General features: G+C 50.6%; 9 protein-coding genes. 3 read left to right on the top strand and 6 right to left on the bottom strand.

Features of this window, described 5'->3' with window-relative positions; translation table 11 throughout:
• Window positions 1-145 precede the first annotated feature (145 nt).
• From FAH67_RS04245 to FAH67_RS04225, 5 genes are all read right to left on the bottom strand, one after another.
• The gene (locus FAH67_RS04245) at window positions 146-913 is read right to left on the bottom strand and encodes an amino acid ABC transporter ATP-binding protein (protein WP_003679209.1); all 768 of its coding nucleotides are present in this window, start codon (window positions 911-913) and stop codon (window positions 146-148) included.
• 9 nt (window positions 914-922) lie between these two features.
• A complete protein-coding gene (locus FAH67_RS04240) occupies window positions 923-1639 on the bottom strand; it encodes an amino acid ABC transporter permease (protein WP_003679211.1) in 717 nt (238 codons plus the stop codon).
• Window positions 1629-2456, bottom strand: coding sequence for an amino acid ABC transporter substrate-binding protein (locus tag FAH67_RS04235; RefSeq protein WP_115287625.1), 828 nt, complete (start codon window positions 2454-2456; stop codon window positions 1629-1631). Before FAH67_RS04235 ends, FAH67_RS04240 begins: the two co-directional genes overlap by 11 nt.
• Window positions 2457-2760: 304 nt before the next feature.
• The gene (locus FAH67_RS04230; RefSeq protein WP_003679217.1) at window positions 2761-3288 is read right to left on the bottom strand and encodes a GAF domain-containing protein; all 528 of its coding nucleotides are present in this window, start codon (window positions 3286-3288) and stop codon (window positions 2761-2763) included.
• Between the two features lie 275 nt (window positions 3289-3563).
• Window positions 3564-5474, bottom strand: coding sequence for an alpha-amylase family protein (locus tag FAH67_RS04225; RefSeq protein WP_003679220.1), 1911 nt, complete (start codon window positions 5472-5474; stop codon window positions 3564-3566).
• A 668-nt stretch (window positions 5475-6142) separates the two neighbouring features.
• Between FAH67_RS04225 and FAH67_RS04220 the strand changes: the two genes are divergently transcribed.
• The 3 genes from FAH67_RS04220 to FAH67_RS04210 are packed head-to-tail and all read left to right on the top strand — an operon-like array spanning window position 6143 to window position 9068.
• On the top strand, window positions 6143-6922 hold the full coding sequence (locus FAH67_RS04220) for a (Fe-S)-binding protein (RefSeq protein ID WP_003679222.1): 780 nt from the start codon (window positions 6143-6145) through the stop codon (window positions 6920-6922).
• Window positions 6919-7620: a LutC/YkgG family protein gene (locus FAH67_RS04215; protein WP_003679224.1), complete on the top strand. Its 702-nt coding sequence runs from the start codon at window positions 6919-6921 to the stop codon at window positions 7618-7620. Before FAH67_RS04220 ends, FAH67_RS04215 begins: the two co-directional genes overlap by 4 nt.
• On the top strand, window positions 7617-9068 hold the full coding sequence (locus FAH67_RS04210) for a LutB/LldF family L-lactate oxidation iron-sulfur protein (RefSeq protein ID WP_003679226.1): 1452 nt from the start codon (window positions 7617-7619) through the stop codon (window positions 9066-9068). Before FAH67_RS04215 ends, FAH67_RS04210 begins: the two co-directional genes overlap by 4 nt.
• Window positions 9069-9256: 188 nt before the next feature.
• Here FAH67_RS04210 and FAH67_RS04205 read toward each other — a convergent pair whose 3' ends face one another.
• Window positions 9257-13090 (bottom strand): DUF3683 domain-containing protein, encoded by a 3834-nt coding sequence (locus FAH67_RS04205; RefSeq protein ID WP_003679228.1) that lies wholly within the window; start codon window positions 13088-13090, stop codon window positions 9257-9259.
• Between the last annotated feature and the right edge of the window lie 185 nt (window positions 13091-13275).

Genomic DNA, 13275 nt, shown 5'->3' with positions numbered 1-13275 from the left:
CGAAAGGCGTTATTTTACCTGAAAAGATATATAAAAGGCCGTCTGAACAAGTATGAAAACGAAATCAACGATTTCTATTTCACTTATTCAGACGGCCTTTATGAAATGACAGTCGGAAATGCTTTCAAATTGTCTGTCGTTTCAATTAAATTTGAAGATCGCCATTGTCCGCACGGATTTGGCGCAGGAATTTTTGTGTCCGCTCATGTTTGGGATGGTTGAACAAATCTTGCGGGCTGCCTTGTTCGACAATAACGCCGCCGTCCATCACGACAACGGTGGTTGCCACTTCCAAGGCAAATTTGATTTCATGCGTAACGACAACCATGGTCCAGCCTTCTTGCGCCAATTCCTTCATGGTATCCAAAACATCTTGTACCAATTCAGGATCGAGCGCGGAAGTCGGTTCGTCAAACAACATCAGTTCAGGCTGAATCGCCAATGCTCGGGCAATGCCGACGCGCTGCTGTTGACCGCCGGAAAGCTGGTAGGGATAAAGGTTAACCTTATCGCTCAAACCGACTTTTTCAAGCAATTTGACAGCCTCTTCACGCGCTTGGGCGGCAGGCTTGCCTTGTACGGCAACCGGCCCTTCCATTACGTTTTCCAACGCAGTTTTGTGCGGAAAGAGGTTGTATTGCTGGAACACCATGCCGGACTTGCGGCGCAGTGCCAAGATATCGTGTTTGCTTGGTTTTTTGGAAAAATCGATGCTTAACGGCTGAGCATTGTCAAACTCGATCTGACCTTGTTCAGGCATTTCTAAAGCGTTTAAACAGCGTAAAAACGTCGTTTTGCCTGAGCCGGACGGGCCTAGGATAACCACTACTTGTCCTTTGCCGACATCCAAATCAATGCCGCGCAAAATGGTATTTTTGCCAAAGGTCTTATGGATATTGCGGATTTTAATCATGACAACTCCTTATTTGGCGACATAGCGGTCGAAACGTTTTTCCAAACGCGCCTGAATCAAAAACAGCACTTTGCAGAAACACCAATAAACCAATGCGGCTTCGATATAAACCGGCAAGAAGTCATAAGTACGGTTTGCTGTCTCTTGAGCGACACGGAAAAGCTCCGTTACCGTTACCACGGCGGCAAGCGAGGTGTTTTTGAACAAGCCGATAAACTCGTTGCTCAAAGGCGGAACGGCAACGCGGAATGCCTGCGGCGCGACGATGCGGCGGAAGGTCTGCATATAGGTCATACCGATGGAGAAACCGGCTTCCCATTGCCCTTTCGGCACGGACAAAATTGCCGCGCGTATGGTTTCGGAAGCATATGCGCCGACATTGAGCGAAAAGCCGATAATGGCGGCAGGAATCGGATCGATATAGATGCCGACGGAAGGTAATCCATAGAATACGATGACCAACTGCACCAAAAGCGGCGTACCGCGAATGACGGAAATATAAAATTCCACCAGCTTCAGCAAGCATTTTTGGAAAATGCCACCGGAGGGCATAATCCGCACCAAAGCCACGGCTACGGCAATAATCATGCCGATGGCGAAAGAAGCGATCGCCAAAGGCAAAGATACTGCGAAACCGGCTTTGACCATAGGCAAAAACGCGCTGACAATCATATCGGCGCGTGTTTCCGTCATAAACGGCAGAGAGGCAAGGAAATTATTGAACACTGATGTCTTTTCCGAAGAATTGTTCGCCCAGTTTTTTCAGCGTGCCGTCGGCTTTCAGCTCGTTGATTGCCGTGCTGAATTTCGCCACGGCTTCGTCATTGCCCTTGTTGACAACCAGGCCGGAACCGACTTTTTCATCGGCAGGCGCGTACCAAACGATTTTCACGCCGGCATTCGGATTTTTCTTCAGATAGTCCAAAACCGCTAATTCATCGTTCAGGGTCGCATCGGCGCGTTTTTGTTCAATCAGGGTCAGCGATTGCGCCAAACCGTCCACCGGCACGAGTTCCGCCCCCGCCGCTTTGGCTCTTTCGCCGTAGTTGCTGGTCAGGGATTGCGCGGTTTTCACGCCTTTGATGTCGTCGATAGATTTGATGTTGCTGTCGTTACGCGCTACCAAAACCGCACCGCTCCAGCTGTAAGGCTCGGATTTGTCGAATGTCGCCTGGCGTTCGGGGCTGGTCAAACCGACTTGGTTTGCCACCACGTCGAAACGGCCGGCTTTCAAACCTGCCATCATCGAATCCCATTGCGTTTCTTTAAACTCGACTTTGACACCCAGTTTTTCCGCCACGGCGCGGGTTACTTCCACATCGTAGCCGGTCAATTTGCCGTCTTTATCGTGGTAGGTAAACGGCGCGTAAGTGCCTTCCGTGCCGACGGTAACCGTACCTTTATTGTTGATGCGCTCGATTAAAGAACCGGACGCGCCGGCAGATTGGGCCGAAGCAGAAGAAGACGCGCTGCCGCCCTCTCCGCCGCAGGCTGCCAAAACCAATGCGGCAATGCCGCCGAGTACGAATTTTTTCAACATCATATTCTCCTGAAAAAGTGTGCAAGTGCGGCATTCTAAGTGAAATTGCGGCAAACACAAAGAATACTTTTTTATATGGATATTCCAAACCGGAATAGGAAAGATGTGCCGAAGCCACCGCAAGCAGCCAAAACTACTGCAGTGATGCTGCCAAGTACGAATTTTTTCAACATGGATTTTTACTCCTGACTTTATCAAAATCCATTTAACGCTCCGTCAAATAATTGTTTGAACAATGGCAGACATTATAAAACCACACTCCCGCCGCGCCAACTTCGGCACGCGCCGCCCGCCTGTTTTTCCAGTCTCAAGCCGCCTGACGCGAAGCCTCAAACCGCTTTTCCAAAATCTTTGCCAGTTCGCCCAAATACAAAGCATCCGTCTCATCAAACTGCGCCGGATGTTCGCTGTCCACGTCCAACACGCCGATACAGAGGCCGTCTGAAAACAGCGGCACGACGATTTCCGAACGCGACAAAGACGAGCAGGCAATATGGTCGGGATGCGCGTCGACATCCTTGACCACCATCGTCCCGCCCTTCGCCCAAGCCTGACCGCACACCCCGCGCCCGAACGGAATCCGCGTACACGCCAAAGGCCCCTGAAACGGTGCCAAAACCAATTCGTCCGAACGCGTATCGACCAAATAAAAACCCACCCAAAACCAGCCGAACGCCTCCTTCAAAACCGCCGCCGTGTTCGCCAAATTCGCCACCCAGTCCGTCTCGTCCGCCACTACAGACCCAATCTGCGGCAACACCTCCCGATAAAGCGCGACCTTGTCCGAAGCCGAAAAATGAAGCTCGTGCATCACATCTCCTATATTTTCATACATATCAGGCAGCCATTATAAAACAGCCTGCCCGAAACAACATTCCAAACCGCCCCGGCCGGCCGCTTCAAGTTGCGAACCCGCCGCATATCCACTAAACTTCACGTTGCACCGCGCCACACGCGGCAGACAGAAAAAACACGACAAGTGTGTCATTTAGTATTAAAGCGTGCATTCTAAGCGGAACTGCCCAAAATACAAAATACATCTTATGCCTTAAAAGGCCGTCTGAACGCTGATTTGTTCAGACGGCCTTGAATGATGTATAAAAATTCAGCTTATGCAATTTCAAGCCACATGACTTGATAGGGTTGCAGTACCAAGTCCTGATTCAGAGAAACGGTTTGGCCGCTAATCAAATCGTGTGCTTTAAACGGCATGGCCTGCAGGGTGTGCGCACTGATGGTTTGCGCATGTTCGCTGAAGTTGCCGAATGCCAAAAGCGCGTTGTTGCGCATATAGCCGATAATGTGTTTGTTGTTGGTGTTGAAGGTAACCAGCCTGCCGCCATTAAAGCGCGGATTGCTTTGGCGGATGGAAATCATATGGCGCAAACCTTGGAAGATTTGACCGGCAGTGGTCGAGCTGTCATGACGTTGCTTGTACAACTCCTCATTGTAACGAGGACGGTGTGCCCAGCGGCTGTCGTCGCTCTTATTGCTGTCTTGCAACCAGTCATCGTCATTGAGCGTACCTACTTCGTCGCCTAGGTAAATCAGCGGCAGGCCGCCGGTACTCAAAGCAATGCTGTACAAGAGTTTGATGCGGTCAACGGCATGCGGATCGTTTTGAGCCAAGCCAACCAATGCCGCGGCTGTACCGCTGACACGGCAGTCGCCGGTGTTGGGGTTGTATTGGAAAGGTACACCGCGCGCGAAGCTGCCGTCGAAATGGTTGACGAAGAAGCGGTTGAGGAATTGTCGGTGGTTGTAGCCGTGAATACCGAACTGCCATGCGTCCTCATCGGCAAACGTCCAGCCGATATCGTCATGGCTGCGGACGTAGTTGACCCATGCAGTATGGTCGGGCAGGTTGTGGCGGTAGGTCAGTGCTTGATGGAGTAGGTTGACTTCGCGTGTGGCGAGGGTGTTCCACAACAATGCCATTTGCAGAGGGTTGTAGCCGATTTGGCATTCGTCTTGGCTGATGTATTGGACAACTTGGTCAGGATGGACGATGGCTTCGGATTTGAAGAACACGGCTGGTGCTGCGATACGCATTACAGAGTTAAACGCGCGAATCAGAGCGTGTGCCTGAGGCAGGTTTTCGCAGCTTGTGCCCATTTGCTTCCAAATAAAGGCAACGGCATCCATGCGCAGAATATCAACGCCCAAGTTGGCAAGGAACATCATTTCGCCTGCCATGGCACGGAATACCCATGGGTTGCTGTAATTCAAGTCCCATTGGAAGGAGTTGAACGTCGTCCATACCCAGCGTCCGTCTTCCAATTGGGAGAAGCCGCCCGGATGTTGGTCGGGGAAGATTTCACGCAGGGTGCGGTCGTATTGGTCGGGCATCCAGCGGTCGGGGAAAATATAGTAGAAGTTATCGTAGAGTGGATCACCGGCGGCGCAGCCTTTTGCCCATTCGTGTTCGTTAGAAGTATGGTTGAAGATGAAATCGACGACGGCGGAAATACCTGCTTCGTGCAAGGCAGCAATGACATCGCGCAAGTCGCCTATCGTACCCAAAGCCGGATTGACATCGCGATAGCTGCTGACTGCATAGCCACCGTCGCTTTTGCCTTCAGGGCATTTAAACAGGGGCATCAGGTGCAGATAGGTCAGGCCCAACTCTTGGAAATAAGGGATTTTGGCTTTCAAGCCTTGCAGATCGCCTGCAAACAAATCGACATAACACACGCCGCCAACCTGTTTGTTGGACAAAATCCAGTCAGGATCGTTTTCGCGCGCGATATCGATATCTTTTAAGGATGAGTTGCGTTGGGAATAGCTTTGCCATGCTTGGGCAATCAGTTGCTCCAACATGGGGAGGACGGCTTCGTTGTTGTTGTAAACATTGTCCAGCTCATGCATCAGTTTGGGAAAGTGTTCCTCAAGTCGTCTGTCAAACTGTTTCCAGTCTTCAGATGTCTCGATGCTTGCACGCTGTTCGGGGGTATAAATCGATAGGGTACGTTCTTTAAGGTGATGCAAGGTCAAATCAACCTGTTGAGTCTGGGTCAACATAATGCCTACTCCGAAGTTAAGGTGAAATTGTTTTGAAGCTTGGTTTCACTTCTTTTGCAAATCCATGCCGATTGTGGGCGGCTAAGATTGTAATTTTGCGTCAAGAAACTGTCTCAATGATACTGGAAGTGCTTGAGTGTGCATAGGGTTTTCAAGGTTAGGGATGATGATTTTTCAAGTGTTTGATTTTGATTAAAAGTAGGATTGAGTATATGGAAAGCGGCCTTTTGACGAACTTATCTTTCAGACGGCCTGAGTCTTGTGAGAAAAGCTTTTATTTTTATTGTCTTAGACATCATTTTATGCCAAGTATGGCCGTCTGAAACATATGTACAGCATAACGGGTTGCTTATTTTGTTTAAAAATGAGTCATAGAGATTAAGTTCATGACTTCTGATGTAAATCAAGATTCTATAAAGAGGCAGTTATTGTGTTTTGAAGAGAGAGGGAATAGTTGAATTTCATTTATTAAAAAATGAATCCATAAGGTTTCTTATTGATAGTGGTTATTATATAGATTATCAAGTCAATAAGGGAAAGGTATTTGTCTGGTTTGTCATGCTTTTTTAATATTATTTTTTAAAATTAGACTTGACCCATTACAAGCAATTACTTAAAGTATCCATCTTATTTTTACACAAGAAAATGGGTTATCCCGTTCCAAAAAAATGAGCGCAATCAAACCACCACAAATCACCGTATTCGACAGCAAGCCAACCGATGCTTATTTCTTCGGTACTTGCGTTCTCGACCTTTTCATGCCCGAAGCAGGCATGGATGCCATCACGTTAATTGAACAACAGGGCATCCGTATCCATTATCCGATGGAACAAAGCTGCTGCGGTCAACCTGCCTATTCGTCAGGCCATCCTAAAGAAGCCTTTGATGTTGCCAAAGCGCAACTGGATTTATTCCCTGAAAATTGGCCGATTGTCGTGCCTTCCGGTTCTTGCGGCGGCATGATGAAACACCACTGGCCGACTCTGTTCAAAGGTACCGAGTACGAGCAAAAAGCCATTGATTGCGCCAACCGTATTATTGAATTTACCCACTTCCTGCTGGCGATTGGTTACAAACCTGAAGATAAAGGCGAGTCGGTTAAAGTGGCCGTTCATACTTCTTGCGCGGCGCGTCGTGAGATGAATGTCCATTTGTCAGGCTGGCAGTTGATTGACGGCATGGAAAATGTTGAACGTATCGTTCACGACCATGAAAGCGAGTGCTGCGGTTTTGGCGGTACATTCTCTGTGAAACAGGCCGATATTTCCGGCGCGATGGTAACCGACAAAGTCGCAGCCTTAAAAGAAACAGGCGCAACTGAAATCATCAGTGCGGACTGCGGCTGCATGATGAATATCGGCGGCAAAATTGCCAAAGACGAACCCAATATGCCACGTCCGAAACATATTGCATCTTTCCTGTTGGAACGTACCGGAGGTAAAGCATGAGCGCGCGCGAAAATATTTTAGCAAAATTGAAAAAAGCCGATGCCTTGCCGATGGAAGAGCCACCTGTTTTCGATTATTACCGTGAAATGGGTGTTTCTTGGGCAAACGATGTCGAGCGTTTGAAACATTGGGCGGCTGCCATGCGTGCCGTCAAAACTGAAATTTATTGGGTTACCAAATCCAACTGGCCGCAAGTATTCCGTCAAGCAGCCGAAGGTAAAGGCTTGAAAAATATTCTGCTCCCATTGGAAACAGAACATGGTCAGCTGGCCCGTGCAGCTTTGGCTGATACCAATATTGAACCTCGTGGTTTTGAGCGAAAAATCGACGATTGGAAAAACGAATTCTTTACCGATATCGAGGCTGGTTTTAGCGGTTCTAAATGCGGTATTGCCCGTACCGGCACGATTATGCTGGAGTCCAGCCCTGTCGAGCCGCGCAGTCTGAGTTTGGTTCCGCCCGTGCATTTCTGCCTGTTTGACACCAGCAAAATGTACAACGAATTCCATAATGCTGTTGAAGGCGAAAAACTGGTAGAAAAAGGCATGCCTACTAACGTTATTTTGATTTCCGGCCCGTCTAAGACTGCCGATATTCAATTGACTTTGGCCTATGGTGCACACGGCCCGCGCGATTTGGTGGTTTTGGCCGTTCTGCCTGATCATATTTCCCCTGCCGATTTGGAGGAAAAAGCATGAGTTCCCAAACCATTAAATTCCATATGAAGCCGGAAACATTCAAGCAAAACGCTGCGATTTCTTTGCAAGACAAGCCTCTGCGTAAAAGCTTGCGTACAGCGATGGATATGCTGATGACTAAGCGCAAAGCCGTTTTGACAGATGAAGAAGAGCTGCAAAGCCTGCGTGACTTGTGTGAGCATGTCCGTCAACGTTCGTTGTCCAAATTGCCTGTATTGCTGGAACAGCTGGAAGAAAATCTGACCAAGCTGGGCGTTAAAGTCCACTGGGCGGAAACCTCTGCCGAAGCCTGCCAAATCATTCACAACATCATTACCGATAAAAGCGGCAAGCTGATGGTGAAAGGTAAATCTATGGTCAGCGAAGAGATTGAGCTGAACCATTATCTGCAAGACCAAGGCATTAAAGCGGTTGAGAGCGACTTGGGCGAGTTTATCGTTCAAATGGCCGGCGAGAAACCAACCCATATCGTGATGCCTGCCATTCACAAGACCAAAGAGCAGGTTAGCGAGCTTTTCCATCAAAACCTCGGCACGCCGTTGACAGACGATGTAGACCAACTGACCGGATTTGCGCGTAAAGCCTTGCGCGATATTTACAGCACTGCTGATGTCGGTTTGAGCGGTGTGAACTTTGCCGTTGCTGAAACGGGCACTTTGTGTCTGGTTGAAAACGAAGGCAACGGCCGCTTGAGTACCACTATACCGCCTGTGCACATTGCCATTACCGGTATTGAAAAAGTGGTTGCGAAGCTGTCGGATGTTCCGCCTTTGTACAGCCTGTTGCCACGCTCCGCCATCGGTCAGAACATTACCACTTATTTCAATATGATTACCGGCCCTCGCCGTAGCGAAGAGCTGGACGGCCCTCAAGAAATGCACCTGGTACTGCTTGATAACGGCCGTAGCCAAGCGTATGCAGAAGATCAAATGCGCCGTACTTTGCAATGTATCCGTTGCGGTGCGTGTATGAACCACTGCCCGGTTTATACCCGTATCGGTGGCGCGGCTTACGGTACAACTTATCCCGGCCCGATTGGCGAGATTATCTCTCCGCATTTGTTGGGCTTGGATGCGACACGCGATCTGCCGACTGCGTGTACCATGTGTGGTGCCTGTGTTGAGGTTTGTCCGGTACGCATTCCGATTACCGAACAAATGCAACGTCTGCGTGTTGAAGCACAACGTTCGCCAACAGAAATTGTTCCGCATCCTATCCGCGGTCAAGGCGCATCGCATACTTTCGGCGAACAAATGGCGTGGCGTACGTTTGACGGTATTTTCAGCGGCAGTAAAGCTTACCGTGCATTCGGTTGGACAGCCTCTAAATTCCGTGCATTGACGCCTAGCAAGCAGTTGGGCTGGACGGATAACCGTGTTCCGATGAAACCGGCTAAGAAAACGCTGCATCAACTGATGGCAGAGAAACTCCAGAACGAAAAAGCATAAGGCTTGATAAATAAAACCTGAGGAATAAAAGGCCTCAGGTTTTATTTTTATTGAATGCTGCTGGTGTGGCATCGCTATTTGTAAAGGCGTTTGATTTGATTATTTTATCTTGATTCTTTTGAATAAAAAGGCCGTCTGAAAGATTTTCAGACGGCCTTTATTACAGCCAAAAGTTTTTGTCTAAGTCCTTAGAGCAATACTTTTTCTACGCCGCCGTTATTGGCTTTTTTTACAAACTCATCCAGCCAGTTTTCGCCGAGGATGTGTTTCGCCATTTCGATAACGATGTAGTCGGCGGGCATATTGTTGTCGTCGGCATAGCGGCTCAGGCCTTGCAGGCAGGCGGGGCAGGAGGTGAGCATTTTGACGGGTTCGCCCTGCGGCAGCTCTTTGAGGTTTTTCTCAATTTCCTCTTGTTTGCGGAACTTGACCTGTGTGGCGATGTCGGGGCGTTTGACGGCGAACATGCCGGATTCGCCGCAGCAGCGGTCGCTTAAGACGACTTTCTGCCCCATCAGGCTACTTGCCATTTGGGTGGCGTTCATGGTTTTAATCGGGGTGTGGCAGGGGTCGTGGTAGAGGTATTGCTGACCTTTCACGCCGTCGAGTTTCACGCCTTTTTCGAGCAGGTATTCGTGGATGTCGATGATGCGGCAGCCGGGGAAGATTTCTTCAAAGCGGTATTTTTCGAGCTGGTCGTAACAAGTGCCGCAACTGACGACGACGGTTTTGATGTCGAGGTAGTTGAGGGTGTTCGCCATACGGTGGAAAGCCACGCGGTTGTTGGTGCTCATTTCTTCGGCTTTTGCCTTATTGCCGCCCGCGTCTTGCGGATAGCCGCAACACATATAGCCGGGCGGCAGGACGGTTTGTACGCCGACGTGCCAGAGCATGGCTTGGACGGCAAGCCCGATTTGGCTGAACAGACGCTCCGAACCGCAGCCGGGGAAGTAGAACACGGCTTCGGCATCTTCGGGTGCGGCAGGATTGCGGATGATGGGGATGCTTTTGTCGTCTTCGATGCCCAATAAGGAGCGCGGTGTTTTGGCAGGCACGTTTTTGGGCAGCGGACGGTTGATGAAGTGGATAATTTGTTCTTTAATCGGGGCTTTGCCGACGGTTGCCTTGGGTTCGGCTTTTTGCTTTTTCGTGCCGACGGGCAGCAGTTTGCCGATTTTGTAGGCGAAATTCTGCGCGGGGAAGCCGGTTTGTATCATCGCGGCACGTAGGGCTTTAATGGTTTTCGGGCCGGTCGCGTTTAGGAATGCCATACCCATTGAAGCTGCCGGCGCAAAGCGTTTGTGGCCGGAATCGGCAAGGTAGTTGCGGACGGCTACGGTTACGTCGCCGAAGTCGATATTGACGGGGCAGGGTTTGACGCAGCGGTGGCACACGGTGCAGTGGTCGCCGATGTCTGCCAGTTCTTCAAAATGTTTGACGGAAACGCCGCGACGGGTTTGTTCTTCGTATAAAAAGGCTTCGGTCAAGAGCCCCACGCCGAGGATTTTGTTGCGCGGGCTGTACAGCAGGTTGGCACGCGGAACGTGGGTGGAGCAGACGGGTTTGCATTTGCCGCAGCGCAGGCAGTCTTTGACGGAATCGGCAATCGTGCCGAGGTCTGATTTTTCCATAATCAGCGATTCCGCGCCCAAAAGCTCGAAAGACGGCGTATAGGCGTTGCGCAGGTCCGAGCCTTTCATCAGTTTGTGGCGGTTGAAGGTGTGTTTGGGATCGACTTGGTTTTTGTAGTCCCAAAACGGCTGCATTTCTTCGTCGCTTAAAAATTCGAGCTTGGTAATGCCGATGCCGTGTTCGCCGGAAATCACGCCGTTAAGCGAACGGGCGATTTTCATAATGCGTTCCACAGAACGGTATGCCGTCTGAAGCATTTCGGCATCGTCTGAATTGACGGGGATATTGGTGTGGACATTGCCGTCGCCGGCGTGCATATGCAGGGCGACAAAGACTCTGCCGCGCACGGTTTTGGCGTGGATTTTGCCCAAGCCTTCGATGATTTTGGTGTCGGTTTTGCCGCTGAAGATTTCAGAAAGCGGCTTCATTACGTCTGCTTTGACAGACACGCGCAGGCGGAAATCGCGGAATGCGGTAAAGCAGCTTTCATTGTCTTTGGCTTCGGGCGCGGCGTGGACGGCTGCACCGTAGCGGGCTTTGTAGTCGGCAAGCGGCGTGTCCAAATTGGCAAGCAGCCATTCCCAACGCGCTTTGACGGCGGAAACGTGGGCCAGGGCGTGTTTGCCGCGTTCGCCCAACAGTTCGGCGGTCGGCAGGTCCGTACCCATTTTGTCGATGGGGAGTTTGCCCGAAAGATATTGCTCTAATTCAGCACAGAGTTTGAGTTTGTTTTGAATGGAAAGCTCGATGTTGATGCGCTCGATACCGTCTGAATACTCGCCCAGCCGCTCCAGCGGAATCACCACGTCTTCGTTGATTTTAAAGGCGTTGGTGTGTTTGGCGATGGCGGCGGTGCGGCTGCGGTCGAGCCAGAAGGTTTTGCGCGCTTCGGGCGACACGGCGATAAAGCCTTCGCCGTCGCGGGCGCGGGCGAGTTCGCAGATGTGTTCGGCGGCTGCCTGCACGGCGGCTTCGTCGTCTGAAACCACGTCCGCCAGCAAGACCATTTTCGGACGTCCTTTACCCGCTGCTTTGGTGGCGTAGCCGACGGCGCGGACATAACGCCAGTCCAAATGTTCCAAACCCGCCAGACGTACGCTGTCGTGGGCGAGCAGGAAATCGCGGATTTCGACGATGGACGGCGTGGCGGTGGCGACCGTGCCGAAAAACTCCATACACACGGTGCGCGTGTATTTCGGCATTTTGTGCAACACGAAGGCGACGCTGGTGATGATGCCGTCCGTGCCTTCTTTCTGCACGCCGGGCAGGCCGCTCAAGAATTTGTCGGTAACGTCTTTGCCCAAACCAACTTTGCGGAATTTGTGGCCGGGGATTTCCAAACGTTTGGTATTGACGATATTGCGGCCGTCTGAATCCAATGTATGTACGTCAAACAAGGCGATTTCTTCATCGTGGATTTTGCCAAAATTGTGGCACACGCGTTCGATACGCAGCCATTCGCCTTGAGGATTGACCATGTTCCAGTAGGCGAGGTTGTCCAAGGCAGTACCCCACAGTACGGCTTTTTTACCGCCTGCGTTCATCGCCACATTACCACCCACGCAAGACGCATCGGCGGAAGTTGGATCAACGGCGAACACCAAACCTGCCTGATGCGCGGTTTCTTCTACTCGGCGGGTTACCACGCCCGCGCCGCAATGGATAATCGGATGTTTGCCGTCCAAGCCCGCCAGTTCGACAAATTCGACGCCGCGATGCTTGTCCAGCTTTTCCGTATTGATGACCGCGCTGTTCGCATCCAAAGGCACGGCGCCGCCGGTATAACCCGTGCCGCCGCCGCGCGGGATAATGACCAAGTCCAATTCGATTAAGGTGCGGACCAAAGGCGCGATCTCTGCTTCGGTATCAGGATTGACGACAACAAACGGATACTCTACGCGCCAGTCGGTTGCATCGGTAACGTGTGTTACGCGAGCCAATCCGTCAAACATGATGTTGTGCGGCTTGGTGATTTTGCTTAAGCGTTCCAAAATCTGATGGCGTTTTTGGATGGTTTCATCAAAACTACTATCAAAACGCTCGACTGCTTTTTCTGCTGCGGCAACCAAGACATCCACTTGCTGATTGTCGTCGCGGCGTTTGCGGATTTCGTTCAGGCGGTGGCGCATTTCCCGCACCAGCGCGGCGCGGCGTTTCGGATGCTCCAGCAAATCATCGACCAGATACGGATTGCGCACGACCACCCAAATATCGCCCAATACTTCAAACAGCATTCGTGCTGAACGCCCGGTTTTACGCTGTCCGCGCAAGTCTTGCAGGATTTGCCACGCCTCGTCGCCCAATAATCGGATGACGATTTCGCGGTCGGTATAAGAAGTATAGTTGTAGGGGATTTCCCGAATACGCTGCGGGGCGGTAGTCGTGGTCATGGTTGTGTTCCGTTGATGGATGTAATGTTTTTATATTAAAGGCCGTCTGAAAAATGCAATTTCTTCTTGATGGCGTAAAGTGTTAATGTAGTGTAATTTTCGATATTTTTCAACGGAAAAGACGATAAACATCTCAATGGGAATGATTTGCAACTCGGTAATATTGTTTACAATCTTGTCGTGTA

Source organism: Neisseria flavescens (genome assembly GCF_005221285.1).
GTDB classification, from domain to species: domain Bacteria; phylum Pseudomonadota; class Gammaproteobacteria; order Burkholderiales; family Neisseriaceae; genus Neisseria; species Neisseria flavescens.
Note: the sequence above shows the minus strand (reverse complement) of the source record. Positions and strands in the feature narration are given on the sequence as shown.

Bases quoted from the DNA above. Each gene is read 5' to 3' on its own strand.
- FAH67_RS04205 (WP_003679228.1), bottom strand. From the start codon at position 13,090: ATGACCACGACTACCGCCCCGCAGCGTATTCGGGAAATCCCCTACAAC.
- FAH67_RS04225 (WP_003679220.1), bottom strand. From the start codon at position 5,474: ATGTTGACCCAGACTCAACAGGTTGATTTGACCTTGCATCACCTTAAA.
- FAH67_RS04245 (WP_003679209.1), bottom strand. From the start codon at position 913: ATGATTAAAATCCGCAATATCCATAAGACCTTTGGCAAAAATACCATT.
- FAH67_RS04220 (WP_003679222.1), top strand. From the start codon at position 6,143: ATGAGCGCAATCAAACCACCACAAATCACCGTATTCGACAGCAAGCCA.
- FAH67_RS04230 (WP_003679217.1), bottom strand. From the start codon at position 3,288: ATGTATGAAAATATAGGAGATGTGATGCACGAGCTTCATTTTTCGGCT.
- FAH67_RS04235 (WP_115287625.1), bottom strand. From the start codon at position 2,456: ATGATGTTGAAAAAATTCGTACTCGGCGGCATTGCCGCATTGGTTTTG.
- FAH67_RS04215 (WP_003679224.1), top strand. From the start codon at position 6,919: ATGAGCGCGCGCGAAAATATTTTAGCAAAATTGAAAAAAGCCGATGCC.
- FAH67_RS04210 (WP_003679226.1), top strand. From the start codon at position 7,617: ATGAGTTCCCAAACCATTAAATTCCATATGAAGCCGGAAACATTCAAG.